This window comes from Bradyrhizobium sp. CCBAU 25360, assembly GCF_028128695.1.
Lineage (GTDB): Bacteria > Pseudomonadota > Alphaproteobacteria > Rhizobiales > Xanthobacteraceae > Bradyrhizobium > Bradyrhizobium ottawaense.
In genome coordinates this window covers 72,532-97,442 of sequence record NZ_LBJA01000030.1, presented here as the reverse complement: position 1 = coordinate 97,442, position 24,911 = coordinate 72,532, and the positions used below count along the sequence as shown (strand labels likewise).

At 64.8% G+C, this 24,911-nt stretch carries 19 protein-coding genes, 2 tRNA genes and 1 pseudogene; 15 read left to right on the top strand and 7 right to left on the bottom strand.

The window, feature by feature from the left end; translation table 11 throughout:
• From XH81_RS07730 to pepT, 6 genes are all read left to right on the top strand, one after another.
• Positions 1-1,191 (top strand): aromatic ring-hydroxylating dioxygenase subunit alpha, encoded by a 1,191-nt coding sequence (locus XH81_RS07730; RefSeq protein WP_028141453.1) that lies wholly within the window; start codon positions 1-3, stop codon positions 1,189-1,191.
• Positions 1,192-1,251: 60 nt separating this feature from the next.
• Entirely contained in the window at positions 1,252-2,547 is a 1,296-nt protein-coding gene (locus XH81_RS07725; protein WP_028141452.1) for a spinster family MFS transporter, read from the top strand.
• A 143-nt stretch (positions 2,548-2,690) separates the two neighbouring features.
• Positions 2,691-2,894, top strand: coding sequence for a hypothetical protein (locus XH81_RS07720; protein ID WP_028141451.1), 204 nt, complete (start codon positions 2,691-2,693; stop codon positions 2,892-2,894).
• Between the two features lie 159 nt (positions 2,895-3,053).
• A tRNA-Asp gene (locus tag XH81_RS07715) sits at positions 3,054-3,130 on the top strand.
• Between the two features lie 203 nt (positions 3,131-3,333).
• Positions 3,334-3,663: an HU family DNA-binding protein gene (locus XH81_RS07710; RefSeq protein WP_028141450.1), complete on the top strand. Its 330-nt coding sequence runs from the start codon at positions 3,334-3,336 to the stop codon at positions 3,661-3,663.
• 102 nt (positions 3,664-3,765) lie between these two features.
• Positions 3,766-5,016 (top strand): peptidase T, encoded by a 1,251-nt coding sequence (gene pepT / locus XH81_RS07705; protein WP_028141449.1) that lies wholly within the window; start codon positions 3,766-3,768, stop codon positions 5,014-5,016.
• Between the two features lie 57 nt (positions 5,017-5,073).
• Here the strand turns inward: pepT and XH81_RS07700 are convergent, their stop codons facing one another.
• Positions 5,074-5,961 carry a hypothetical protein gene (locus XH81_RS07700; protein WP_028141448.1) on the bottom strand — a complete coding sequence of 296 codons (888 nt, stop codon included), beginning with the start codon at positions 5,959-5,961 and terminating at the stop codon, positions 5,074-5,076.
• 350 nt (positions 5,962-6,311) lie between these two features.
• Here XH81_RS07700 and XH81_RS07695 point away from each other — a divergent pair, with 350 nt between their 5' ends.
• The 6 genes from XH81_RS07695 to XH81_RS07670 all read left to right on the top strand — a co-directional run bounded on the left by XH81_RS07695 (position 6,312) and on the right by XH81_RS07670 (position 13,514).
• On the top strand, positions 6,312-6,545 hold the full coding sequence (locus XH81_RS07695; RefSeq protein ID WP_028141447.1) for a hypothetical protein: 234 nt from the start codon (positions 6,312-6,314) through the stop codon (positions 6,543-6,545).
• 123 nt (positions 6,546-6,668) lie between these two features.
• Positions 6,669-7,031 (top strand): hypothetical protein, encoded by a 363-nt coding sequence (locus XH81_RS07690; protein ID WP_028141446.1) that lies wholly within the window; start codon positions 6,669-6,671, stop codon positions 7,029-7,031.
• Between the two features lie 55 nt (positions 7,032-7,086).
• The gene (gene ihpA / locus XH81_RS07685) at positions 7,087-8,361 is read left to right on the top strand and encodes a divalent metal ion exporter subunit IhpA (protein WP_028141445.1); all 1,275 of its coding nucleotides are present in this window, start codon (positions 7,087-7,089) and stop codon (positions 8,359-8,361) included.
• Positions 8,358-9,332 carry a divalent metal ion exporter adaptor subunit IhpB gene (gene ihpB, locus XH81_RS07680; RefSeq protein ID WP_028141444.1) on the top strand — a complete coding sequence of 325 codons (975 nt, stop codon included), beginning with the start codon at positions 8,358-8,360 and terminating at the stop codon, positions 9,330-9,332. Before ihpA ends, ihpB begins: the two co-directional genes overlap by 4 nt.
• Positions 9,325-12,543: an efflux RND transporter permease subunit gene (locus XH81_RS07675; RefSeq protein WP_028141443.1), complete on the top strand. Its 3,219-nt coding sequence runs from the start codon at positions 9,325-9,327 to the stop codon at positions 12,541-12,543. Before ihpB ends, XH81_RS07675 begins: the two co-directional genes overlap by 8 nt.
• A gap of 2 nt (positions 12,544-12,545) precedes the next feature.
• Positions 12,546-13,514: a cation diffusion facilitator family transporter gene (locus XH81_RS07670; RefSeq protein WP_028141442.1), complete on the top strand. Its 969-nt coding sequence runs from the start codon at positions 12,546-12,548 to the stop codon at positions 13,512-13,514.
• Positions 13,515-13,520: 6 nt separating this feature from the next.
• Here the strand turns inward: XH81_RS07670 and XH81_RS07665 are convergent, their stop codons facing one another.
• Positions 13,521-15,068 carry a hypothetical protein gene (locus XH81_RS07665; RefSeq protein WP_028141441.1) on the bottom strand — a complete coding sequence of 516 codons (1,548 nt, stop codon included), beginning with the start codon at positions 15,066-15,068 and terminating at the stop codon, positions 13,521-13,523.
• A 140-nt stretch (positions 15,069-15,208) separates the two neighbouring features.
• Positions 15,209-16,069 carry a class I SAM-dependent methyltransferase gene (locus XH81_RS07660; protein ID WP_028141440.1) on the bottom strand — a complete coding sequence of 287 codons (861 nt, stop codon included), beginning with the start codon at positions 16,067-16,069 and terminating at the stop codon, positions 15,209-15,211.
• Positions 16,070-16,440: 371 nt separating this feature from the next.
• On the opposite strand from XH81_RS07660, the gene XH81_RS07655 reads away from it, so the two are divergent.
• The 3 genes from XH81_RS07655 to XH81_RS07645 all read left to right on the top strand — a co-directional run bounded on the left by XH81_RS07655 (position 16,441) and on the right by XH81_RS07645 (position 19,119).
• The gene (locus XH81_RS07655; RefSeq protein ID WP_095425434.1) at positions 16,441-18,279 is read left to right on the top strand and encodes a caspase family protein; all 1,839 of its coding nucleotides are present in this window, start codon (positions 16,441-16,443) and stop codon (positions 18,277-18,279) included.
• A gap of 282 nt (positions 18,280-18,561) precedes the next feature.
• Complete coding sequence (locus XH81_RS07650) at positions 18,562-18,924, top strand: hypothetical protein (protein WP_018320121.1); 363 nt, start codon at positions 18,562-18,564, stop codon at positions 18,922-18,924.
• Positions 18,925-19,042: 118 nt separating this feature from the next.
• Positions 19,043-19,119: transfer RNA gene (locus tag XH81_RS07645), tRNA-Val, on the top strand.
• A gap of 155 nt (positions 19,120-19,274) precedes the next feature.
• On the opposite strand, the pseudogene XH81_RS07640 reads toward XH81_RS07645, so the two are convergent.
• From XH81_RS07640 to XH81_RS07625, 4 genes and pseudogenes are all read right to left on the bottom strand, one after another.
• Positions 19,275-19,680: pseudogene (locus XH81_RS07640) on the bottom strand (GFA family protein).
• Between the two features lie 72 nt (positions 19,681-19,752).
• Positions 19,753-22,176, bottom strand: a complete 2,424-nt coding sequence (gene lon, locus XH81_RS07635) for an endopeptidase La (protein ID WP_028141439.1) — start codon at positions 22,174-22,176, stop codon at positions 19,753-19,755.
• Between the two features lie 326 nt (positions 22,177-22,502).
• Positions 22,503-23,774 (bottom strand): ATP-dependent Clp protease ATP-binding subunit ClpX, encoded by a 1,272-nt coding sequence (clpX, locus tag XH81_RS07630; RefSeq protein WP_018320118.1) that lies wholly within the window; start codon positions 23,772-23,774, stop codon positions 22,503-22,505.
• Between the two features lie 456 nt (positions 23,775-24,230).
• Positions 24,231-24,866 carry an ATP-dependent Clp protease proteolytic subunit gene (locus tag XH81_RS07625; RefSeq protein ID WP_028141438.1) on the bottom strand — a complete coding sequence of 212 codons (636 nt, stop codon included), beginning with the start codon at positions 24,864-24,866 and terminating at the stop codon, positions 24,231-24,233.
• Between the last annotated feature and the right edge of the window lie 45 nt (positions 24,867-24,911).

The following is a 24,911-nucleotide window of genomic DNA, read 5'->3' as shown; positions in this document are numbered from 1 at the left end:
ATGACCATCACCCAGCGGGATCGCGATCTCGGCACGGCCTATGCGATGAAGCCGGCGCACACCCGCACCGAGCTGACCTCGGTCGTGCGCGGCACGCCGATGGGCGAACTGCTGCGCCGTTACTGGCACCCGGTCGGGCTCGTCGGTGACGCCACCGACACACCGAGGAAGGTCCGCGCACTGGGTGAGGATCTGGTGCTGTTCCGCGACAAGCATGGCCGCGCCGGCCTCTTGCACGCCCGCTGCTGCCACCGCGGCACTACGCTCTACTATGGCAAGGTCGAGGAGGACGGCATCCGTTGCTGCTATCACGGCTGGAAGTTCGACACCGAGGGCCACTGCCTGGAGCAGCCCTGCGAGCCCGATGGCGGTCAGTTCAAGGACAAGGTGCGCCAGCCCTGGTATCCAGTCGAGGAACGCTACGGACTGATCTTCGCCTATATGGGCCCGGCCGAGAAACGCCCGGTGCTGCCGGCTTACGAATGCCTGGAGACAATGGACGACGGCGAGTTGGTCGAGGCCGATGATTCCTCGATCGGCGGCGGTGGCCCCGCCATCATTCCGTGCAACTGGCTGCAGCATTTCGAGAACGTGGTCGATCCCTATCACGTGCCGGTGCTGCACGGCTCGTTCTCGGGCCCGCAATTCACCAACATGATGGCGTCGATCCCGGAGGTGACGTTCGAGAAATCGCCGCGCGGCGTCCTGGTCCGCTCCGAGCGCAAGCAGGACGACGGCAAGGTATTCTATCGCGTCAGCGAGGCTGCGCTGCCGACCTTACGCGTCGTGCCGAACCCGCGCGTCGCGCAGTTCGCGCGCGTCGAGTCGATCGGCTGGGTCCTTCCGATCGACGACGGCTCCTTCCGGATCTATGTCGCCGGCCGCGTCCAGGCTCCCGGCGACATCAGCCGCATGCGCTCGAAGTTCAACGGCAAGTTCTGGTGGGACATGACCGAGCAAGAGCACCAGCAATTTCCGGGCGATTACGAGGCCCAGGTCGGCCAGGGCGAGGTCACCGTTCATTCCGAGGAGCATTTCGGCCAGAGCGACCGCGGCATCCTGTTGATCCGGCGCATGCTGAGCGACCAGCTCGATGCGCTCGCCGCGGGCCGCGATCCGATCGGCGTCTCGTTCGATGCCGGCGCGCCTCCGGTCGCATTCGAAGCGGGGAATTACATCCGCGAAGGCTGATCTACCAGCTCCAAACGGAGCTGGACCGACAACGATAACAACGACAGATTGGGGGAAGCGATGGTCGATGTGACGTCACAGATGTCGGTGCAAACGGCTGCCGCGGCAAAGCCCCCGGCGCGGCGCTATTACGTGCTGGGGCTGCTCACCATCATCTACGCGCTGAACTTCCTCGACCGCACGATCTTCAACGTGCTGATCGAGCCGATCAAGAAGGAGTTCGCCCTCAGCGACACCATGATGGGCCTGCTCGCGGGCTTCGGCTTTGCGCTGTTCTATTCCCTGCTCGGCATTCCCATTGCGCGTGTTGCCGACCGGCTCAACCGCCGCAACATCGTGGCGTTGGCCTTTGCGTTCTGGAGCGCGATGACCGCGCTGTGCGGCGCGGCCACCAGCGTAACCTCGCTGGCGCTGGCGCGCATCGGCGTCGGCGTCGGCGAATCCGCGGGCTCGCCGGCCTCGCAATCGATCGTCGCCGACCTCTTCGCCAAGAATGAGCGCCCGCGCGCGCTCGGCATCTACGCCATCGGCACCTATCTCGGCGTCTTCCTCGGCTATTTCATCGGCGGCTACGTCAACCAGCACTATGGCTGGCGGATGGCCTTCTATGTCGCTGGCCTGCCCGGCATCCTGCTCGCACTGGTGCTGTGGCTGACGATCTCCGAGCCGAAGCGCGGCGCGATGCAGGAGAGTTTCGTGCCCGAGCCGCTCGGGCCGACGCTGCGCTTTCTCGCCTCGCAGCGCAGCTTCATCATCGTCCTGATCGGCTTCTGCCTCACCACCTACACGAACTACGCGACCGCGGCCTGGATCCCGCCGTTCCTGGCCCGCGTGCATCATCTGTCGAGCGCCGAGATCGGCACCTATGCCGGCACCTTCAAGGGCCTGGCCGGCATGGCCGGCACCCTGCTCGGCGGTTTCGTCGTGGCGCAGGTCAGCCGCCGCGACGACCGCTGGAAGCTGTGGGCGCCCGCGATCACCTCGGGACTCGCCGGGCCGGTGTTCGCGCTGTGCATGCTGACGCAGGATTTCGCGATGATGGTCGCCATGCTCGCGCTGACCTCGTTCCTGGTCGGCTTCCATCTCGGCCCGATATTCGCGATCGCGCAGACGGTGGCCAAGCCCAGCATGCGCGCGCTCGCCTCCGCGCTGATTGCGCTCACCGCCACCTGCTTCGGCCAGGGCGTCGGCCCGCTCGCGGTCGGCATGGTCAATGACGCGCTGAAGGGCAGTTATGGCGCAGAGGCCGTGCGCTATTCCCTGCTCTCGGCGGCGGTCACGACCACGCTCGGCGCACTCCTGTTCATCTGGGCCGCCCGCGCGATCCGGGACGACATCGGCCGTGCCGCGGCCTGAGACCGGCCCGGTTGGGCCCGCCCGGCGAAACAGGCCGGGCGGCGAGATGAAACCATTTTGCGGAACCCGCGAAACCATCCGGAAACAGATGGTCCTTAAGACATGAGCCCATAGACGGCGGCAAAGCCCGTCGGGAGGCTCAGATGAACCACTCAATTCACTCTGCTGATCGTGCGACCCACCTGAAGATCGTGGTGGTGGCGCTGGTGGCTGGCATCACAGTGGCGGCCTTCGGGATCGCAGCCCGCACCAATGCCGATTACAGCCAGTCCGCCCAGTCCACCCACGTGATCAAGGCCGGCAAGCCGGTGGTGGTGACGAGCGCCGGCACGTCCGAGATTCGCTGAAAGGTCCTCTTCCGGGCTGACCGATGGCCGCCTCCGGGCGGCCTTTTCGTTTTCCAGAGCAATGCTTAGCCGAGATACACCGTGCCAGCGCAACGTCCTTGACTTCACTCAGCCCCGCCTTTAATTCCCCCCTCGTTCCGCGCGCATCGAGCGAACCACGCGGGAGTAGCTCAGTTGGTTAGAGCGCCGGCCTGTCACGCCGGAGGTCGCGGGTTCGAGCCCCGTCTCTCGCGCCATTTTGGCAACCCCTTCATAGTCTTAGCTTGAACTTCTCGACTTCTGCCGCATCTGCGCCGGCGATTCCCTGCCGCTGGCGGGAACTCTCGGCATAGTCAGCCCGCGCCCGAATCGTCTACGTCTCAAAGGACTTAGAGGGATCCCCACACATTCTCGGCATTTCCAGGGATTCCCTGTCATTGGACAACCGGGGAGGCCAGTCATGGCTAAGAAGGATTCGGCCAAGAAGGATTCGGCGAAGAAGGCAGCCGCTCCCGCCACCATCACGCTCAAGCAGCTCGCCGCCGATATCGCCGAGAGCCAGGATCTGTCGAAAAAGCACGCCGAGGCGGTCCTGACCGACATGGTCGACTTGATCGCCAAGCACCTCAGGAAGGGCGACCGGGTCCGCATCGTCGGGCTCGGCATCCTCCAGGTCCGCAAGCGCGCCGCCCGAACCGGCCGCAATCCCGCCACCGGCGAGCCGATCCACATCAAGGCCAGCAAGAAGGTCACCTTCCGCCCGGTCAAGGAACTGAAAGAGGCGATCTGAGGCTACTCTTCGTTAAGCCTGATCCCACCTCCTTCCTGCCGCAACGCGGCCCGCTTTTCTGGTATACCGGCTGCTTCCCTGACCCCGGCGGTTTGACCAGAAATGTCCTCCCTCACCTTTTCGCATACCGTGACCGAGCGCTTCCTGCGCTACGTCACCATCGACACCCAGTCCGATCCGGAATCCCCTCACTCGCCCTCGACCGAGAAGCAGAAGGATCTCGGGCGCGTGCTCGCCGCCGAGCTGAAGGCCATGGGCGTCGCGGACGCGCATCTCGACGATTACGGCTACGTCTACGGAACGATCCCGGCCAACACCGACAAGAAGGTGCCGGTGATCTGCTTCTGCTCGCACATGGACACTTCGCCCGACGTCACCGGCAAGGACGTGAAGCCGCAAGTTCTGAGGAACTATCGCGGCGGCGACATCACCCTGCCGGGCGATGCCAGCCAAGTGATCCGCTTCAATGAGCATCCCGCGCTGAAGAACCAGATCGGCAACGACATCATCACTACCGACGGCACCACGCTGCTGGGCGCCGACAACAAGGCGGGCGTTGCCGAGATCATGGATGCAGCGCACTTCTTCATCAACAATCCCGATGTGAAGCACGGCACCATCAAGATCCTGTTCACGCCGGACGAGGAGATCGGCCGCGGCGTCGACAATGTCGACATCAACAAGCTGGGTGCCGATTTCGGCTACACCATGGACGGCGAAAGCGCCGGCTGCGTCGAGGACGAGACGTTCTCGGCCGACGGCGCCACCATCACCATCAACGGCGTCAGCGCCCATCCCGGCTACGCCAAGGGCAAGATGGAGCACGCGATCAAGATCGCGGCCGCCATCGTCGAGCGGCTGCCGAAGGAAGGCTGCTCGCCGGAGACGACCTCGGGCAAGCAGGGCTTTCTGCATCCGATCGGCATCGAGGGTGCGCTGGAACAGGCGAGGCTCTCGTTCATCGTCCGCGACTTCACCGAGGAAGGGCTGAAGGAGAAGGAGGTCCTGCTCGAGACCATCGTCAAGGACGTGATGAAGGACTATCCGCGCTCGACCTACACGTTCGAGGTGCGGGAGCAGTACCGCAACATGAAGCAGGTGATCGACCGTCACCCGCACGTGCTCGAATACGCTATCGAGGCGATCCGCCGCGCCGGCCTGCGCCCGATGCGCACCGCGATCCGCGGCGGCACCGACGGCTCGCGCTTGTCTTTCATGGGCCTGCCCTGCCCCAACATCTTTGCCGGCGAGCACGCGTTTCATTCGCGGCTCGAATGGGTCAGCCGCCAGGACATGGAAAAAGCCGTGCAGACCATCGTGCATCTCGCGATGATCTGGGAGGAGAAAGCCTGAAACTTCGTGCAGGCGTCCGTTATGGCCGGGCTTGCGCCCGGCCATTTGTTTTGGAACCTACGGCACCGGCATTGCGCGCGGGCTGCGGTGGAAGCGATTTGAGCTCGCCATCCAGTTCGGCAACGGCTCTCCGTCACGATGCCGTCCGCCAGCGACAGCCGCAGCCCAAGCCACCGCGGCGCCGATCAGGGTCGCGGCTGCGACCGAGAAGGCCACGATGATCGCGTTGCGCCGCGCGCGGTTGATGGCCGTCTTCGAGTCTGCGATCAGCACATCGACGCGCCGTTCGGCGTCAGGGGCCGCCAGTCCCGTTACTGCGGCAACCTGCTGCACGAGGTAGGTCCGGTCATCGGCGCTGACGCCGCTGTGGCTGGATGACGTCATGAGGACACGCCCCGCTTCGGCGCGGGCTTCCCTCAGATCCGTGTTTGGCGCGCGGCGAGGCGCGCGGAACAGCTTGTCGAGCTCATAGCTCAGCAGCGGCTCGGCTGCGGAGGTATTGCTCGCCGAGCTGCGCATCGGCGAACGGTCGATCGCAGCAGCGCCAAGAAGCGCCAGCAGAGCTGCGCCAGCCAGCACGGCCAATGCCCAGGCGGTCAGGCCATGCAGCCCGTCGCGCCGCTCGCCATCATCCTCGATCGTTGCAAGCGCAGGCGCCGGTCGCGTCGTCCGGCCAGCGATGTAGCCGCCGAGGCCGAAGCTGATGATCGCCTGGACGATCAGATAGAGCCCGGAGAGCAGCGCCAGCGCCGCCGAGGCATCGCGCCAGGTCGGCGAGGCCGAACTGACACCCAGGCCGACCGCAACACCGAAGCCGACCAGAATGAACGACATTGCGCCGGCGGCGAGAGCGCCTGCGAGCACCGAGCTCCACTGGATGGTCCGGCGGTCGTCGGCAGCCGTGGCACCGCGCTCCATCATGTTGTCGCGTACGAGGGTTTCCATTGCCGTTCTCTCAGCGCAGGCCGAAGAACGACAGGATCGCCATGACCACGACGATCAAGCCGATGAGATAAATCAGTCCGTCCATAGTCCCGTCCTCCTCAGTTTCTCCTGCTCGCTAAATCGCGAGATATGAGGAACGTTCCTAATTCGGCATCAATTGCGGAACGAACCGGCGAGACGGGCGTTGCCTGTTCGAGTCCCAAGGATGAAGATTGTGAGCACGAAGGCCTCAGCCGGTCAGCCCCGGGCTGGGGCCTTCCATTTGCGCTTCCTGTCCTATGTTAGCGACGCCGGCTCTGCGATCATAAAGGATGCCACCGGGGCGGAACCTCCGGATCGGGGAGAGCCGCGTGGACCGCAGAACGGCGTGCCTTCATCAGGCAGATGCATTTCGGGAAAAGGCGATCGCCGATCCCGAGCAGCACGACAGATGGGTCAATGAAGCCATCAAATGGCTGGAGCGGGCGATGGAAGCCGGCCGTTGCGCAATCGTCTCGGCCGAAGCCGGCGACACCGGCGATTTTCCAGAGGTGGCATGCGAAGCAGCAGCCGACGCTCAACTGGGCCTGATCACGCGCCAATGAGACGCGTGTTGGCGTTTGCGGCCAGCACTGCGGCAATTCTTCAAGGGACGTAACAATGTTGCAGGTCGACACTGTTCCCACCCCCATGCTAGGCCGGGCACAGACCGCAACCAGAGTGACGTCGTGCCCGCGAACCGCCAGCCCTCAGGAACTTGCCGCCGGCGCAACTGGCGCGGGCTGCTGTCTGTGCTGATCGCGGCTGTCTACCTGCTGGCGAGCGCGCTGCATGGCTCGCACGACATCGACGTCACCACGCCGGGCGGCGGCTCGGAGATCGCAGCGGTCCTCGATGGCCCCACGGGCCACAGCGACCACAAGGCCATCGGCGGACATCATTGCCATGGCTGCTTCTCGCTGACGGTGACACAGCCGGCGCCGGCGGCCGTTTCGGTCGCGCTTGCATCCGCATCCAGCCCGCAGCCTGCACCCCGGCTCGCCGGAATTACCCCCGATACCGATTCCCCGCCTCCCAAACATATTGCCTGAACGGATTGGTCGGGGCGTCCGCGCCCATTAGGTTCATCCTTCACAGGTCGGTTTTATGTTGCGCAGGAGAATGGCCGCGCGCCTGGCGTGCGCGGTGGCGTGTCTGATTGCTGGATCGGCGATTGCGCCGTCGCACGCCCAGACTTTGACGATGCGGAGCGCGCTGTCGCGCGCGCTGGCCGCGAGCCCACGGCTGACGGCGGCGGAGCGCGACGTCGGCATCGCCACGGGCCAGCGCATCCAGGCGGGCGCCCTGCTCAATCCGGAACTGTCCTACGAGCAGGACGATTCATTCGGCTCCGGCAAATATCGCGGGACCCGATCGGCCGAGACCACGCTCCAGATCAGCCAGGCCTTTGAGCTGTTCGGCAAGCGCGACGCGCGGATCGCGGCCGGCGCGGCCGGGATCGAGGTCGCCGCGATCCAGCGCAAGGCGGTCAGGCTGGAGGTGCTGTCGGAGACCGCGATCGCCTTCCTCAGCGTGCTCGGCGCGCAGCGACGCATCCAGATCCTCGACGAGCAGATTGCGGCGATCGACCGCTTGACGCCGCTCCTGCGCCGCCGCGTCGAGGCCGGCGCCTCCTCGCCGGCCGAGACTGGCCGCGCCGAAGTGGCCTCCGCCCTGGTGAAGGCCGACCGCGAACGCTTCAAGGCAACGCTGGCCAGCGCCCGGCGCGAGCTTGCCGTGCTGATGGGCGACGCATCCGCGAAATTCGGCGAGGTCTCCGGCCGTCTCGACACCATGGGCAAGCCGCCGACGTTCCAGTCGGTGGTCGCCGCCATCGATGCCAATCCGCAGTTGGTGCGCTGGACCGCCGTCTTCGCCCAGCGCAATGCCGAGCTGCTGCTGGCCCGGCTCAAGCCCTATCCGGACGTGCGGATCGCCGCCGGCTGGCGCCACTTCAACGAGACCAATGACGATGCGGTGCGGCTCTCCCTCTCGGTGCCGATCCCCGTGTTCGACCAGAACCAGGGCAATATCCTCTCGGCGCAGGAAAGCCTCGCCAAGACCAAGGCCGAGCGCGAGGCCAACCGCAACACCTTGATCGTGATTGCCGGCCGCGCCTACGACTCGTTGCAGGGCTCGCTGCGCGAGCTCGCCGTGCTGCGTGAGACCGCCATTCCCAAGGCCGTCGAGGCGTCCGAGGCGATTTCGCAAGGCTACGGCCAGGGCCGCTTCACCCTGCTCGAGGTACTCGACGCCGAGGCGAGCGTCACCCAGGCGCGGCTGCGCGAGCAGGAGGCGCTTCAGAATTTCCACGCAGGCGTTGCGACCATCGAAGGTCTCGTCGGCAATCCCTTCACGCTGGCGCGGGAGAGCGCACGATGAAGACGTCCTCCACCATTCTCGTCGCCATCGTTGCCGCCGCGCTCGGCGCTTACGGCTATTCCCTGCTCGCGCCGGCCACGCCCGCGCATACCGAGCACACTGAGCATTCCGAAAAGAAGCCGAACGACCATGTCGAGCAGGATGAGCATGGTGCCGACCGCATCCGCATCTCCGACGTCAAGCTGGCGGCCGCGGGCGTCACGCTCGCCGAGGCCGCGAGCGCGACCCTGACCGACACGCTCGCCTTCAATGGCATTCTGCGTGCCAACCAGGAAGCCGTGGTGCAGGTGACGCCGCGCTTTCCGGGCCTCGCCAAATCGATCCAGAAGCGCATCGGCGACAAGGTCGGCAAGGACGATCTGCTCGCCGCGATCGAGAGCAACCAGAGCCTCACCGTCTACGAGCTGAAAGCTCCCATTGCCGGAACCATCATCGAGCGACAAATCTCGCTCGGCGAATATGCCTCCGAACAGAAGCCGGCCTTCGTCGTCGCCGACCTCTCGACCATCTGGGTCGACCTGTCGATCTATCGGCAGGATCTCCGGCGCGTCCACCTCAACGACGAGGTGCTGATCGATCCCGACGATGGCCGCGGCGAGATCAAGGGCACGATCTCCTACATGGCGCCGATCGGCTCCAGCGAGACCCAGACAGCGCTTGCACGCGTGGTGCTGCAAAATCCGGATGGCCGCCTGCGGCCCGGCCTGTTCGTCACGGCGAGGCTGATCCTCGCCGCGCGCAACGTCGCGGTCGCCGTACGCCGCAGCGCGATCCAGACGCTGGAGAACCGGACCATCGTGTTCGTCCGCGAGGACGGCGACAAGATCGAGGCACGCCCGGTTGAAACAGGGGATTCCGATCCGCGCCATGTCGAGATCAAGGCCGGCCTGTCGGCCGGCGAGCACTACGTCGCCGAGAACAGCTTCGTCGTGAAGGCGGAGATGGGCAAGGGCGAGGCCGAACATGATTGAGCGCCTCATCGCCGTCTCGCTGCATCAGCGCTGGCTGGTCCTCCTGTTGGCGCTCGGCGCCATTGCTTTCGGGGCCTGGAATTTCCAGCGCCTTCCGATCGACGCGGTGCCTGACATCACCAACATCCAGGTCCAGATCAACACCCGCGCGCCCGGCTATTCGCCGCTCGAGACGGAGCAGCGCATCACCTTCCCCGTCGAGACCGCGATGGGCGGCCTGCCCAAGCTCGACTATACCCGCTCGCTGTCGCGCTACGGCCTCAGCCAGGTGACGGTCGTCTTCAAGGACGGCACCGACATCTTTTTCGCCCGCCAGCTCGTCGGCGAACGCATCCAGCAGGTGAAAGACCAGCTTCCGGCTGGCGTCGAGGTCGCGATGGGCCCGGTCTCGACCGGGCTCGGCGAGATCTTCATGTACACCGTGGAAGTCAAGACGGGCGCGAAGACGCAAGGCGGTCACGACTATTCGTTGACCGATTTGCGCACCGTGCAGGACTGGATCATCAAGCCGCAGCTTCGCAACGTGCCAGGGGTGATCGAGGTCAACACCATCGGCGGCTTCGAGCGGCAATTCCATGTGCTGCCGGACCCGGGCAAACTGATGGCCTACCGGCTCGGCTTTCGCGACGTCATGACGGCGCTCGCCGCCAACAACGCCAATGTCGGCGCCGGCTATATCGAGCGCAACGGCGAGCAATATCTGGTTCGCTCCCCCGGCCAGGTCGGCAATATCGGCGAGATCCAGGACATCGTCATCGGCTCGCGCGGCGGAAATCCCGTCAGGATCAGGGATGTCGCGACCGTCACGGAAGGCCGCGATCTGCGCACGGGCGCGGCGACGCGCGATGGCGAGGAGACCGTGCTCGGCACCGCCATGCTGCTGATCGGCGAGAACAGCCGCACGGTGGCCCGCCGCGTCGCGGCCCGGCTCGAGGACATCGCCAAATCGCTGCCCGATGGCGTCGTGACGCGAACCGTCTACGACCGCACCGATCTGGTCGAAGCCACCATCCGTACCGTCAGGAACAACCTCCTCGAAGGCGCCGCCCTGGTGGTGGCGGTGCTGTTCCTGATCCTCGGCAACATCCGCGCCGCCCTCGTGGTGGCCTGCGTCATTCCGCTGTCCATGGCGATGACGATCACCGGCATGGTCGAGACGAAAGTCAGCGCGAACCTGATGAGCCTCGGCGCGATCGACTTCGGCATCATCGTCGACGGTGCCGTGATCATCGTCGAGAATTGCCTGCGCATGCTGGCCGCGGCCCAGCGCGAGAAAGGCGGCCTGCTCACGACCTCTGAGCGGCTCCGTGCGATCCTGCGCGGGTCCAGCGAGGTGATCAAGCCGAGCCTGTTCGGAACGCTGATCATCGCCGTGGTCTATCTGCCCGTGCTGACGCTGACGGGCGTCGAGGGCAAGATGTTCACGCCGATGGCGCTGACCGTGCTGATGGCGCTGGGCGCCGCGGTGCTGTTCTCCATCACCTTCGTGCCGGCGGCCGTCGCCATCTTCGTCACCGGCAAGGTGTCCGAGCACGAAAACCTGTTCATGCGCATGGCCAAGCGCGCCTACCTCCCCCTGCTCCGCTTTGCCATCGACAACCGGCTCGCGGTCGCCGTCATGGCCGCATTCATCGTGGTCGCAAGCGGCATCGCCGCTTCGCGGATGGGCGGCGAGTTCATTCCGAGCCTGGACGAAGGCGACGTCGCGCTGGCCTCGATCCGGATTCCCGGCACCAGTCTGACGCAATCGCTGGACCTGCAGAAGGCGCTGGAAAAGCGCATCACGCAGATTCCGGAGGTGAAGGAGTTCTTCACCCGCATCGGGACCGCCGAGATCGCGACCGATCCGATGTCGCCGGCGCAGACGGATGGCTACATCATGCTGAAGCCGCGCGCCGAATGGCCCGACCCGGGCAAATCGAAATCGGAGGTGATCGAAGCGATCGACAAGGCCGCCGACGACATTCCCGGCAGCGCCTATGAGATCTCCCAGCCGATCCAGTTCCGCGTCAACGAGCTGATCTCGGGGGTGCGCAGCGACGTCGGCGTCAAGATCTTCGGCGATGACCTCGACATCCTGCAAGGCGCCGCCAAGCAGGTCGAGGCCGCGATCCGCGGCGTCCGCGGCGCCAGCGACGTCAAGATCGAGCAGGTCGCAGGGCTTCCGATCCTCACCGTCCGCCTCGATCGCCAGGCGCTCGCCCGCTACGGCCTCAGCGTCGGTGAGGTGCAGGGCATCGTCGAGATCGCCGTCGGCGGCAAGTCGGCCGGCAAGCTGTTCGAGGGCGACCGCCGCTTCGAGATCGTGGTTCGCCTGCCGGAGCATCTACGCGGCAATCTCGAGGCGATCCGGGCGATCCCGATCCCTCTGCCGCCCGGCGAGGACGCAGCAACCGGCACGGCCGTTCGCACCGCGCTGTCCGCCTCCCCGCTCACCCAGATGCGCTATGTGCCGCTGTCGTCGGTCGCAACCGTGGATGCCACGCCCGGCCCGAACCAGATCAGCCGCGAGAACGGCAAGCGGCGCATCGTCGTCACGGCCAATGTCCGCGCGCGCGACCTCGGCTCCTTCGTGGCCGAAGCCGAGACGGCGGTCGCGGAGAAGGTCAAGCTGCCACCCGGCTACTGGATCGGCTGGGGCGGCCAGTTCGAACAGTTGGTCTCCGCGACAAAACGGCTGATGATCGTGGTGCCGGTGGCGCTGCTGCTGGTGTTCCTGCTGCTGTTCATGGGCATGGGGTCGGCGGCGGACGCAGCGCTGGTGTTTTCCGGCGTGCCGCTGGCGCTGACCGGCGGCGTCGCCGCGCTCTTGCTGCGCGGTATTCCGCTTTCCATCAGCGCCGGCGTCGGCTTCATCGCGCTGTCGGGCGTCGCTGTCCTCAACGGCCTCGTCATCATCGCCTTCATCGAGCGCCTGCGCAGCGAGGGGCGGCCCATCGCGGACGCCGTGCGCGAGGGGGCGCTGACGCGGCTGCGCCCGGTGCTGATGACCGCGCTGGTCGCCTCGCTCGGCTTCGTGCCGATGGCGCTCGCGACCGGTGCCGGCGCCGAGGTGCAGCGGCCGCTGGCGACCGTGGTGATCGGCGGCATCATCTCCTCGACCGTGCTGACATTGCTGGTGCTGCCCGCGCTCTACGTGCTGTTCCGCCGTGACGTCGCAAACGAAACGCCTACAATGGCAGCTGATTTGGCGACGTCCGGGGAGCGCTAGAATTGGGCAGCCACGACCATCACGGTCATCATCACCATGATCACGCCGACCATGGTCCTGGTCATGGTCACGACCACGGTCACGGCCATGTCCATGCGCCCGCCAATTTCGGCAAGGCGTTCGCGATCGGCATTTCGCTCAACGCCGCCCTCGTCGTGGCCGAGGCGGTCTACGGCTATCTCGGCAATTCCACCGCCCTGCTCGCGGACGCCGGCCATAATTTGTCCGACGTGCTCGGACTGGTCGTGGCCTGGGGCGCCTCGATCGCGGCACGGCGCGCGCCGAGCGGACGCTTCACCTACGGTTTTCGCGCCTCCACCATTCTGGCGGCACTGGCCAATGCGGTGTTCCTGCTGGTCGCAACCGGCGCAATCGGCTGGGAGGCGATCCTGCGCCTGCGCGAGCCGGAGCCGGTCGCGGGCGTCACGGTGATGGTGGTCGCCGGCATCGGCATCCTCATCAACGGCTTCACGGCCATGCTGTTTGCGAGCGGCCGCAAGGACGACATCAACGTCGAAGGCGCCTATCTGCACATGGCCGCCGACGCAGCGGTCTCGCTTGGCGTCGTGGTCTCGGCGGCGCTGATCATCTGGACCGGCTGGCTCTGGCTCGACCCCCTCACCAGCCTCGTCATCTGCGCCACCATCCTGTGGAGCACGACCAGCCTGTTGCGCGGCTCCATCGACATGTCGATGGCGGCAGCGCCCAAGGGCACCGACCTCGCCGCGATCAGGTCGTTCTTGCTCGCGCGTCCCGGCGTGTCCGCGATCCACGATCTCCATGTCTGGCCGATCTCGACCACCGAGACGGCGCTGACCTGCCACCTCGTCATGCCCACTGGGGCCGGCGATGCCTTCCTGATGGAGACGGCGCAGCTCCTGAAGACGGCCCATCGCATCGGCCACACCACGCTTCAGGTCGAGACCCATCCGGACAATGGCTGCGCGCTGGCACCGGATGATGTGGTGTGACCGCGTCTATGCCTCGCCGCCGCCGGCCCGGCCGGCCTTGGCCCTGGCTCCGGCCCTGAGCCAATCGAACAGCACACTCCCCAGGATCGCGCTCGAGCCGGCGAGGAAGGGAATGACGTAGTACGCGTAGCGATTGAGCCCATAAACGAGGAAGGTCGGAAACGCGGCGCTGGCCATCGCCAGCAGGATCATCAATGTGCCACCGGCAACGAGGCGGCCGGTCGGCCACCGCACCAAACCCGCATGGCTCGCAGGGACGCCAATCAGAAGCACGAGAGCGAGGCCGAGTGTCGCCGCGGACAGCCACCAGATCGGACCCGGGAAATCGTCGTATTCGGTCGAAACCTGCAACCCGCAGCACAGCGCGACCAGCTCCGAGTTGGGCGCGTAGCCACGCGCAAAAAGGCGGTTCAGGGTGAGCTGAAGCCGATCCGCGGAGAGCAGCCGCGACAGTGGCCACCAGGGTTTGTAGTAGTCGTGAACCAACTGTCCGGACTTCAACCCGGTCGGGCTGCCAAAGAACGGGAACCTGTCGCGGTCCATGAAATATTCGTAGCCCTGCGGATTGGGCGTCCGCCGCGCAACCGAATTTGCGTCGAACAGCAGGAAGTACATTTCCCGGAGAAAGTGCTTCGTGAGGTGTCGATAGAGCGTCGACGGCGTCGTCAGCGTTTCGATGAAGATGTCACGCACGACCCGCTCGATATCCACTTCGCTGTCGCCGGGCTTCGCCAGCCGGTGTATCGCGCCGAACGGCCACTGATAGACACCGGTGTCGGGCCATCCCTGAGGAGTGTCCGCAGCTCGCATCTGCTCGACGTATCCCCGCGCCTGCGCCTTCCGGTCGAGATGAACGCCGTGCTCGAAATCGCCGGAATAGCCGACCACGAAGGCCATCGCGGCCACGATCTCGTTGCCGGCGGGGCGTTTGCCGATCGCCAAGTTGATCGCCGCCGGCGTCAGGTAGACGGCCGAAGCGAAAAAGCCTGCCAGTGCAAGCACGCCAAGCCGGCGCAGGAGCCCTGCGTCCAGCACCACCACCAGCCACAACAGAATGACCCCGGCCTGACCTATCGCCGCCGACCGGCATGTCATCACGGCGCCGAGCGTCAAGCCCACGGCCGCTGCGGCCGGCAACGCCGGCCATTTCCTCAATGCGACGCCCGCGGCGATGAAGGCCGCAAGACTGACCAGGAAGTTGGAGATCGTCTCCGCACCAATCGTGTTGTCGTAGTGGACGATGCGGCCGTGCAACGTCGCAAGACAAAAGGCCAACAGCGCGAAGAAACGCGGCGCGCCGGCAAAACGCACGATCCCTGCAACGAAAAGCGCAGTGCCGATGCTCATCAGGTGCTGCGCGATGACGAAGACGAGGATGTGCGGGCCGAACAGTTTTGACAGCAGCACAAGGAAGGCGGCCACGCCGTACGGCCGCTTCATCATATCCTCGAGATATTGTCCTCTCAGGATGGATTCGGCCTGTATGATATAGGCCGCGCTGTCCTCATGGATGAAGTGATCCGGCCAGTTCATCAGGAAAGCAAGATGAACCATCAAGGCCAGGCCGATTGCGCAAACCCAGACCCAGAACCACGCAATAGAGACTGCCCACCGGGGCAAGGCGGACCAAAGACCAGTGCGCTGGCTCAGTGCTGGATTCATCTTCAATGCTCGCAACCGGGAGTTGGGGGCGACTACGTCGCCTTCGCGGTCACGATCCAGATCGCGCCCTGCAACGCGACGCTCTGCTCCTTCTGGAACGGCGCGAGCATCTCGCGGATCGAGGCTTTTGCGGCCGCATACGTCTCCGGCGGGTGTCCCTGCAGCGCGCGGCTGGCGGGACCGATCTGCAGGGCACCGTCAACCGCGGCATCGAGGCCGCCACCGATCGCGACATCCATCTCCAGATTATGCGGCTCCATCGCCATGTCGACGAAACCCGCTCCCTTCAGGATGCGCATCACACGCTCCTCCGAGGCGAACGCGAACGGGCCCGGCTCCTCCGGCCCGACCGGCGGCATCTTCGGCACGTGCTTGTAGACCGCCATCAGCGGCGCCATCATCCACGGGTTTTCCTTTGGCTCGCGCCAGCAGGCGAAGGCGAGCCGCCCGGTCGGCTTCAACGCGCGCCGCAAGTTGCTGAAGGACGCAATGGGATCGGCAAAGAACATCACGCCGAAGCGCGAGGCCAAAAGATCGAAGCTCGCCGGCTCGAACGGATGCACCGTTGCATCCGCCAGCACGAAATCGAGCGGCAGGCCTTTTGGCGCGAACGCGCGCGCCTGGGACAGCATCGGCTCGGACACATCGAGGCCGAGCGCAAACCCATCGGGCGCCACCGCCTTGGCGAACGCGAACGTCGTCGCACCGGAGCCGCAGCCGACATCGAGGACGCGCTCCCCGGGCCTCGGCTTGGCGCGGTCGATCAGCGCCGCGGCAATCGGTCCGAGCAGGCTCTCCTGCGCCGCATGGCGATCGGCCCAGCGCTGGCCGCTCGGGCCGTTCCAATAGGCGATCTGGTCGGCGTTTTGCTCGTGTCCGCTCGGCTGCTGCATGGTGTTCCCGGTCATTCCCATTCGCGATGCCCATCCCGTCGGTTTTGCAACCGCACAGGGGCGATACCACGTCGGGATGGCGGGCGCACCCCTTCAAGGAGTCAAGGCGGGTCGCGCGCCGGGCCCGGAATTACGAGATTGCGATGGTCGAACGGCCTCGGCTCATGCGACGCGCTTCGCGCAGGCACGCCCGGCAGACATGTCGGTAGATGAGATCCAGCAGAGCACACATTGGCCAACCCTCCGTTGTGACTTGCGGGCGGACATTGGCCTATTGCCCGCACGGGCGCCTGTGATGTTCGTCACATTAGGCGTCTTTGCCTCCAGGGCATACTCCGACTACTCTGATCACATTGCGATTTGGGGCTGCAATGGGCACGATTCGGATTCTATTTTTTCTGACGATATTCTGCCTGGGCTGCGGATCGGCGCACGCTGAAAAGCGCGTGGCTCTCGTCATCGGCAATTCCGCCTACAAGAGCGTGCCCCGGCTGACCAATCCGGTGAACGACGCCTCGCTGGTCGGAGGCATGTTCAGGAAGGCCGGCTTCGACACCGTGGACGTCAAGCTCGACCTGAGCGTCGTCGACATGCGCAAGGCCCTGCGCGAGTTCGGCGGCAAGGCGCGCGAGGCCGACGTCGCCGTCATCTATTATGCCGGCCACGGGATCGAGCTGGACGGCAACAATTATCTCGTTCCGACCGACGCCGCGCTGGAAACCGATACCGATGTCTTCGACGAGGCTTTCCCGCTCGATCGGCTGCTGTTCGCCATCGAGCCGGCCAAGCAGCTTCGCCTCGTCATTCTCGATGCCTGCCGCGACAATCCCTTTGCCAAGACCATGAAGCGCACGATCGCCGCGCGCGCCATCGGCCGCGGCCTCGCCAAGGTCGAGCCGACCAGCCCGAACACCATGGTCGCCTTCGCGGCGAAGGCGGGCTCGACCGCTTCGGACGGCGACGCCAAAAACAGCCCGTTTGCCGCAGCGCTGGTCGAACGCCTGCCGACGCCGGGGCTCGACCTGCGCAAGGCCTTCGGCTTCGTGCGCGACGATGTCCTCAAGAACACCGGCTACAAGCAGGAGCCCTATGTCTATGGCTCGCTGGGCGGCGACGACGTGCCGCTGGTTGCGACGAAACCGGTCGTCGCCGGCCCCCAGGCCAACCCCGACAGTGAGATCCGGCGCGACTACGAACTGGCGCTTCAGCTCGGTACGCGTGACGGCTGGACAGCCTTCCTCAACCGCTTTCCGAGTAGCTTCTATACCGATCTTGCCAAAGGCCAGTTGAACAAGATCGCTGCCGAAGAAACCCGCGCGACCACGGCGGACAAGGCTCGGCAGGCGGAAGAGGAGAAGGCCCGGCTCGCAGCCGAGCGCGCCACCAAGGCCGAGCAGGAGAAGGCGGCGGCCGCGGCCAAGGCGGCCGAGGAGAAGCGTCTTGCGGCCGAGAAGGCCAAGCAGGTCGAGGAAGCCAAGGCCGCCGCAGCCGAGCAGCGCCGGAAGGACGCCGAGGCGGCAGCGGCGAAGGCCCTCGCCGAGAAGCTGGCCGCGGAGAAGGCGCTCGCCGAGAAGCTGGCGAACGACAAGGCCACCGCCGAGACGGCCGCCAAGCTGGCCGCGGAGAAACAAGCCTCTGCCAGCGCGGAGCAGAAGGTCGCAGCGATAGCGCCCTCTTCGACCCCGCCGACAATGTCGCCGCAGGAAACGACGAAGCTGGTTCAGTCGGAGCTCCGCCGTGTCGGCTGTCTGACAGCTTCCGCAGAGGGCGATTGGAATGCCTCATCACAGCGTTCGCTGGCGCTGTTCAACAAATATGCCGGCACCAAATTCGACGCCAAGCTTGCAAGCTTCGATGCGCTGGACGCGATCAAGGCGAAGCCCGGCCGCGTCTGTCCGCTGATCTGCGACCGCGGCTTCAGGGCAGACGGCGACACCTGCACCAAGATCGCCTGCCGCGCCGGCTACCGCGTCAATGACGACAATGAATGTGAGAAGGTGCAGGACAAGAAGCCGGTCGCGACGCGCGAGGACGCCAAGAAGCGGGATACTGAGCGCAAGCAAACGGAAGCCAAACCATCCAAGCCTCAGGCAAGCGGGCAGCTTATATGCGGCAACGCAGGCTGTCGTCCGGTCAAATCGGGATGCCGGGTCGAGAGTGGGAGCTCGTCGGGTGCGGGATCGGTCGGATACAGGGAAGTGTGTCCCTAACTCTTCGGCAGCTTCAGGAGTTTAGCCGGGTCGAATTTTTCGGCCCCAGAGTTGGCTGTTCTTCACTTTCGGTCACGGAATCGAACCGCGGACCCTCTCGGTGTAAACGAGATGCTCTAACCAGCTGAGCTAACCCCTTGCCGTAGACATCACCAGACCCGGCGCAGCCGGTCTCATCCGTGCGCATTACGGCCGCATTGGTTTCACCGAACGGCCACATCGGAATCAGATGCCAACCAGATTTCGTCGATAGGTTTCGCCGTTCCTCAAACTGGAAAAGGCATGACCATGCGCAGCTTCACGGCATCCGTCATCGTTGCAGCTCTCTGTCTCGGAACACCGGCTCTGGTGCAGGCACAGGGCGCATCGTCGCAACCCGGCGCGGAACAGCCGTCCACGCAGTCCAGCACCGAGATCCGGAGCATACAGGTTGTGGACGTCAAGGAATTGCAGCCGGCCGTGCGCGCGAAGGTCGATGAACTCGTGGCGCACACAAGCGACAAGGACATCCAGTCGCTCCGGCAGTCCATCGACGCCACACCGCAAGCAGCCTCCGTGCTCAAGGCCAAGGGCTTGAGCTCGTCACAAGTCGTCGCGATCAACATCGCCGATGGTGTCCTGACGATGTTCACCAAGACAGCCTGACAATCAGGCGGGGTTCCGGGCCGAGGCGTTGCGCAGCGGCGGCGAGCACGATCGCCGCCTTCTCGGGCGCGCTCGGCCCTTGCTCCGACACCCGCCGAGGCGCTAAAGAGGCGCCGTGGGGCGGTTAGCTCAGCTGGTTAGAGCATCTCGTTTACACCGAGAGGGTCCGCGGTTCGAATCCGTGACCGCCCACCAGCCTTCGCTCGCTTCGCGAGCTTCGGCTGGGCAAGCCGGCAACTCGGCAGGCCAGCATTCGTGCTCGTGGCGCGAAGTGAGCGAAGGCTGCCGCGCCGAAGCCCAACGGGCGAAGGCGGGCTTTGAGCCGCGAGCTTCGGCTCGGCAAGCCAACCTCAATCCTGCGGCCTCCCCGGCAGCAGCGGCACCGCGTCGATCCATACCGCCGCCGACTGGCACCAGATCTGCCTGACGGGGGCGCAATTTGTCGCGCTGGCGGATAGAGCCCCAGCGGATGCCCCAATCGTCGGCCTCATCGCCCTCGCCGCTGGTGAACAGCGGGGAACCACAATCGGCGCAGAAGTGCTGGAAGCGCATCCGGCCGTTGTCGCCGCGCTTGCCGTAGACCTTGGGCGTGCCGCCGGTCAGGCGGACATCAACGCCGGAGCAGACGGCCGTCACCCGGAACGGCGAGCCGGTCAGCGTCTGGCAATCGGTGCAGTGACAGACCGAGACCTCCTCCGGATCGACCTCGGCCTCGAAGGTGATTGTCCCGCAATGGCATTGCCCGTCGACGTGCATCGCCCTCCTCCCCTTGCCCCCAAAACAAAAACGGCGCCCGAAGGCGCCGTTCTATCATCTTTTCGCTGAACCTCAGTGAGCGGTCAGGCCGCCGGCGGCTTCATCGCCGTCCGGCTTCACCGTCACCTTGGTGTCCTCTTCCCAGACGATCGGCACCGGCTTCTTCACCAAAGCCTTGGCGACGACGTCGTCGAGGCGCGAGACCGGGATGATCTCCATGCCGCCCTTGATCGCATCGGAAATCTCCGTGAGATCCTTGGCGTTGTCCTCGGGGATCAGCACCGTCTTGATGCCGCCGCGGGCCGCAGCCAGCAGCTTCTCCTTCAGGCCGCCGATCGGCAGCACGCGGCCGCGCAGCGTGATCTCGCCGGTCATCGCGACATCGTGGCGGACCGGGATGCCGGTCATGACCGAGATGATCGCGGTGGCCATGGCGACGCCCGCGGACGGGCCGTCCTTCGGCGTCGCGCCCTCAGGCACGTGCACGTGGATGTCACGGCGGTCGAACATCGGCGGCTCGATGCCGTAGTTGATCGCACGCGAGCGGACGTAGGACGCCGCCGCCGAGATCGACTCCTTCATCACGTCGCGCAGATTGCCCGTGACCGTCATCTTGCCCTTGCCGGGCATCATGACGCCTTCGATGGTGAGCAGCTCACCGCCGACATCGGTCCAGGCAAGGCCGGTAACGATGCCGACCTGCGGCTCGCTCTCGATCTCGCCGAAGCGGTACTTCGGCACGCCGAGCAGCTCTTCCAGAGTCTTCTCGGTGACCTTGACCGACTTCTTCTTGGAGATCATCAGCTCCTTCACCGCCTTGCGGGCGAGTGTGGAGAGCTCACGCTCCAGATTACGCACGCCCGCTTCGCGGGTGTAGCGGCGGATCAAAAGCAGCAGCGCGTCGTCGTCGATCGAGAACTCCTTGGAGTCCAGGCCATGCTTGGACACCGCGTTCGGGATCAGATGCTTGCGCGCGATCTCGACCTTCTCGTTCTCGGTGTAGCCCGCGATCCGGATGATCTCCATGCGGTCCATCAGCGGCCCGGGAATATTGAGCGTATTCGCGGTCGTGATGAACATCACGTTGGATAGATCGTAGTCGACCTCGAGATAGTGGTCGTTGAAGGTGCCGTTCTGCTCGGGGTCGAGGACCTCGAGCAGAGCCGAGGACGGATCGCCGCGGAAATCGGCGCCCATCTTGTCGATCTCGTCCAGCAGGAACAGCGGATTGGACGACTTCGCCTTGCGCATCGACTGGATGATCTTGCCGGGCATCGAGCCGATATAGGTGCGGCGGTGACCGCGGATCTCGGCCTCGTCGCGCACGCCGCCGAGCGAGACGCGCACGAATTCGCGCCCCGTCGCCTTCGCGATCGACTTGCCGAGCGAGGTCTTGCCGACGCCGGGAGGCCCGACCAGGCACAGGATCGGGCCCGTGAGCTTGTTGGCGCGCGATTGCACGGCGAGATACTCGACGATGCGCTCCTTGACCTTCTCCAGCCCGTAGTGATCGGAGTCCAGGATGGCCTGCGCCGATTCCAGGTCCTTCTTCACCTTGGACTTCTTGTTCCACGGGATCGACAGCAGCCAATCCAGATAGTTGCGCACGACGGTCGCTTCCGCGGACATCGGCGACATCTGGCGCAGCTTCTTCAATTCATGCTGCGCCTTCTCGCGCGCTTCCTTGGAGAGCTTGGTCTTGGCGATCTTCTCTTCGAGATCGGCGAGCTCGTCGCGACCGTCGTCGTCGCCGAGTTCCTTCTGGATCGCCTTCATCTGCTCGTTGAGATAGTACTCGCGCTGGGTCTTCTCCATTTGTCGTTTGACACGAGAACGAATCCGCTTCTCGACCTGCAGCACCGAGATCTCGCTCTCCATCAGGCCCAGCACCTTCTCAAGGCGCGTGGTGACGGACAGCGTCTCCAGGATACCCTGGCGATCCGCGATCTTGACGGCGAGATGCGAGGCAACGGTGTCGGCGAGCTTGGCGAAATCGGTGATCGCCTGCACGACGCCGACGACCTCGGCCGAGATCTTCTTGTTGAGCTTCACATAGCTCTCGAAGTCGGACACGACCGAGCGCGACAGCGCTTCCGCCTCGACCGACTTCGCATCGGTGTCGGCCAGCGCAATGGCGGTCGCTTCGTAATAGTCGGCGCGATCGGTGTATTTCTGCACGCGCGCACGCTCGAGCCCTTCGACCAGCACCTTCACGGTGCCGTCGGGAAGCTTCAAGAGCTGCAGCACGCTGGCAAGCGTACCGGTCTCGTAAATGGAGTCGGGCGCCGGATCATCGTCGGACGCGTTCTTCTGCGTCGCGAGCATGATCAGCGCGTCGTTCTTCATCACCTCTTCGAGCGCGCGGATCGACTTCTCGCGACCGACGAAGAGCGGAACGATCATGTGCGGGAAGACGACGATGTCGCGCAGCGGCAGCACGGGATAGGCGTGCGTTTCGCCATGAACGATGGTTGGCCTGGGTTTTGGATTAGTCATGGCCTTTTCCTTTTGCTTTGCCCCCTTGCACGCAGCCCGCCATGCTCATGCGCAACCGCCACAAGGTGCCGAGGTGATCCGCAAAACCGATCGGTCCGTTTTTCGCGTTGGACCGGCTCGCCGGATCGGAACTGAGGCGAATCCGGAAGAGAATTTTCGCTCGCCGCCGACATTAGGTGGCTATCGACCCGGGGGGTGTCAAGTCATTGAAAAACGCGCGCCATCAGGCGCTTACGCAACGCGGTAAGCGACGCAACATCGGCTGCGGAGATACACTTCCGCAGCCCACTTTGAAGATACAATTGGAGCGTTCCAGCGCCGAAAGATCAGGCGCTGGCATTCTCGACGGCGCGATCGGACCGATCGGCGTAGATGTAGAGCGGACGCGCCGTTCCTTCCACGACTTCGCGCGAAATCACGACCTCTTCCACACCTTCCAGGCCCGGCAGATCGAACATGGTCTCGAGCAGGATCGCCTCGAGGATCGAACGCAATCCGCGCGCACCGGTCTTGCGCTCGATCGCCTTGCGGGCAACCGCGCCAAGCGCCTCGTCGGCGAAGGTCAGCTCGATGTTCTCCATCTCGAACAGCCGCTGGTACTGTTTCACCAGCGCGTTCTTCGGCTCGGTGAGGATCTTCTTCAGCGAGGTCTCATCGAGGTCCTCGAGCGTCGCCACGACCGGCAGACGGCCGACGAACTCGGGGATGAGGCCGTACTTCAGGAGGTCCTCAGGCTCGACGTGACGGAAGATCTCGCCGGTCCGGCGGTCTTCCGGCGCCATCACCTGGGCTGCGAAGCCGATCGAGGTCGACCGTCCGCGCGCCGAGATGATCTTCTCGAGGCCGGCGAAGGCACCCCCGCAGATGAACAGGATGTTGGTGGTATCCACCTGCAGGAACTCCTGCTGCGGATGCTTGCGGCCGCCCTGCGGCGGGACCGAAGCCACCGTGCCTTCCATGATCTTGAGCAGCGCCTGCTGCACGCCCTCACCCGACACGTCGCGCGTGATCGAGGGATTGTCGGACTTGCGGCTGATCTTGTCGATTTCGTCGATGTAGACGATGCCGCGCTGGGCGCGCTCGACGTTGTAGTCGGCGGCCTGGAGCAGCTTCAGGATGATGTTCTCGACGTCCTCACCGACATAGCCGGCCTCGGTCAGCGTCGTCGCATCGGCCATGGTGAACGGCACGTCCAGGATGCGGGCGAGCGTCTGCGCGAGCAGCGTCTTGCCCGAGCCGGTCGGACCGATCAGCAGGATGTTCGACTTCGCGAGTTCGACGTCGTTGTGCTTGGTCTGGTGGTTGAGGCGCTTGTAGTGATTGTGCACCGCGACCGACAGGACCTTCTTCGCATGGCTCTGGCCGATCACGTAGTCGTCCAGGACCTTGCAGATTTCCTTCGGCGTCGGAATGCCGTCGCGCGACTTGACCAGCGAGGATTTGTTTTCCTCGCGGATGATGTCCATGCAGAGCTCGACGCACTCGTCGCAGATGAAGACCGTGGGACCCGCGATCAGTTTGCGGACTTCGTGCTGGCTCTTGCCGCAGAACGAGCAATATAGCGTGTTCTTGGAGTCGCTCGTGCCGACCTTACTCATTCATGTCTCCGTCCGCGGTTCGATCCCGTTCCGCTCGATCGCTCCATTCCGACACGATGGTCGGCATGAAGCTTAAGTAGAGCAAATTCCGTACCAAAAAAGACCCTACGCGTTACATCCCGTGCGAATCACGGTCACTCGATTCTCCGCGATCATAGCCGATCATTCGTAGCCAACCATGCTGTCACCCGACTATCAAGAATTCGCTAATCGGGGTCGCCGGCTACCCGTGACAATACCGTGATTTCCGGTCTTGGCACGGGCGAAGTGATCGAAATCACCCCGGCGTTGCTGGATTGCCACGAAAAACAAGCACGAAAGCGGAACCTTCTGCTTGCCGCAGGGCGCAAAATACCGTTTTGCGACGCGCACACGCGTCCTAAACGTGAACGCCGCCCTGATGGTGCCCGGCGATGCCCGAGGGTCGAGTAAGGGATCGCCGCAGCCCCAGTAGTGCTACGGGGTCTTCGCCGCCGCCGGTTCCTCGGCACGCTTGTCGATGACCCTGTCGACCAGGCCGAACTCCTTGGCGTCGTTCGCGGTCAGGAACTTGTCGCGTTCCAGCGCGTCCTCGATCGCCTTGTAGGTCTGGCCGGTGTGCTTCACGTAGATCTCGTTGAGCCGCTTCTTCAGGTTCAGGATTTCCTGCGCGTGCAGCATGATGTCGGTGGCCTGGCCCTGGAAGCCGCCGGAGGGTTGATGCACCATGATGCGCGCGTTCGGCAGCGAGAAGCGCATGTCCTTCTCGCCGGCGGCGAGCAGCAGCGAGCCCATCGAGGCCGCCTGCCCCGTGCACAGCGTCGAGACCGGCGGGCGGATGAACTGCATGGTGTCGTAGATCGCAAGGCCCGACGTCACCACGCCGCCCGGCGAGTTGATGTACATCGAGATTTCCTTCTTCGGATTTTCCGCCTCGAGGAACAACAACTGTGCGACGACCAGCGTCGACATGCCGTCCTCGACCGGACCGGTCAGGAAGATGATGCGCTCCTTCAAGAGGCGCGAGAAGATGTCGTAGGCGCGCTCGCCACGGTTGGTCTGCTCGACCACCATGGGCACGAGGTTCATGTAGGTTTCAACCGGATCGCGCATGAGTCACCTAGGGTTTTTAAGAGGCGGACATCGCCAGTCTTGACT

Excerpts from the sequence above, each read along its gene's own strand:
- XH81_RS07660 (WP_028141440.1), bottom strand. The coding sequence starts at position 16,069 with ATGCAGCAGCCGAGCGGACACGAGCAAAACGCCGACCAGATCGCCTAT.
- ihpB (WP_028141444.1), top strand. The coding sequence starts at position 8,358 with ATGAAGACGTCCTCCACCATTCTCGTCGCCATCGTTGCCGCCGCGCTC.
- ihpA (WP_028141445.1), top strand. The coding sequence starts at position 7,087 with ATGTTGCGCAGGAGAATGGCCGCGCGCCTGGCGTGCGCGGTGGCGTGT.
- XH81_RS07725 (WP_028141452.1), top strand. The coding sequence starts at position 1,252 with ATGGTCGATGTGACGTCACAGATGTCGGTGCAAACGGCTGCCGCGGCA.
- clpX (WP_018320118.1), bottom strand. The coding sequence starts at position 23,774 with ATGAGTAAGGTCGGCACGAGCGACTCCAAGAACACGCTATATTGCTCG.
- pepT (WP_028141449.1), top strand. The coding sequence starts at position 3,766 with ATGTCCTCCCTCACCTTTTCGCATACCGTGACCGAGCGCTTCCTGCGC.
- lon (WP_028141439.1), bottom strand. The coding sequence starts at position 22,176 with ATGACTAATCCAAAACCCAGGCCAACCATCGTTCATGGCGAAACGCAC.
- XH81_RS07650 (WP_018320121.1), top strand. The coding sequence starts at position 18,562 with ATGACCATGCGCAGCTTCACGGCATCCGTCATCGTTGCAGCTCTCTGT.
- XH81_RS07720 (WP_028141451.1), top strand. The coding sequence starts at position 2,691 with ATGAACCACTCAATTCACTCTGCTGATCGTGCGACCCACCTGAAGATC.
- XH81_RS07730 (WP_028141453.1), top strand. The coding sequence starts at position 1 with ATGACCATCACCCAGCGGGATCGCGATCTCGGCACGGCCTATGCGATG.
- XH81_RS07655 (WP_095425434.1), top strand. The coding sequence starts at position 16,441 with ATGGGCACGATTCGGATTCTATTTTTTCTGACGATATTCTGCCTGGGC.
- XH81_RS07625 (WP_028141438.1), bottom strand. The coding sequence starts at position 24,866 with ATGCGCGATCCGGTTGAAACCTACATGAACCTCGTGCCCATGGTGGTC.
- XH81_RS07710 (WP_028141450.1), top strand. The coding sequence starts at position 3,334 with ATGGCTAAGAAGGATTCGGCCAAGAAGGATTCGGCGAAGAAGGCAGCC.
- XH81_RS07665 (WP_028141441.1), bottom strand. The coding sequence starts at position 15,068 with ATGGTTCATCTTGCTTTCCTGATGAACTGGCCGGATCACTTCATCCAT.
- XH81_RS07700 (WP_028141448.1), bottom strand. The coding sequence starts at position 5,961 with ATGGAAACCCTCGTACGCGACAACATGATGGAGCGCGGTGCCACGGCT.
- XH81_RS07675 (WP_028141443.1), top strand. The coding sequence starts at position 9,325 with ATGATTGAGCGCCTCATCGCCGTCTCGCTGCATCAGCGCTGGCTGGTC.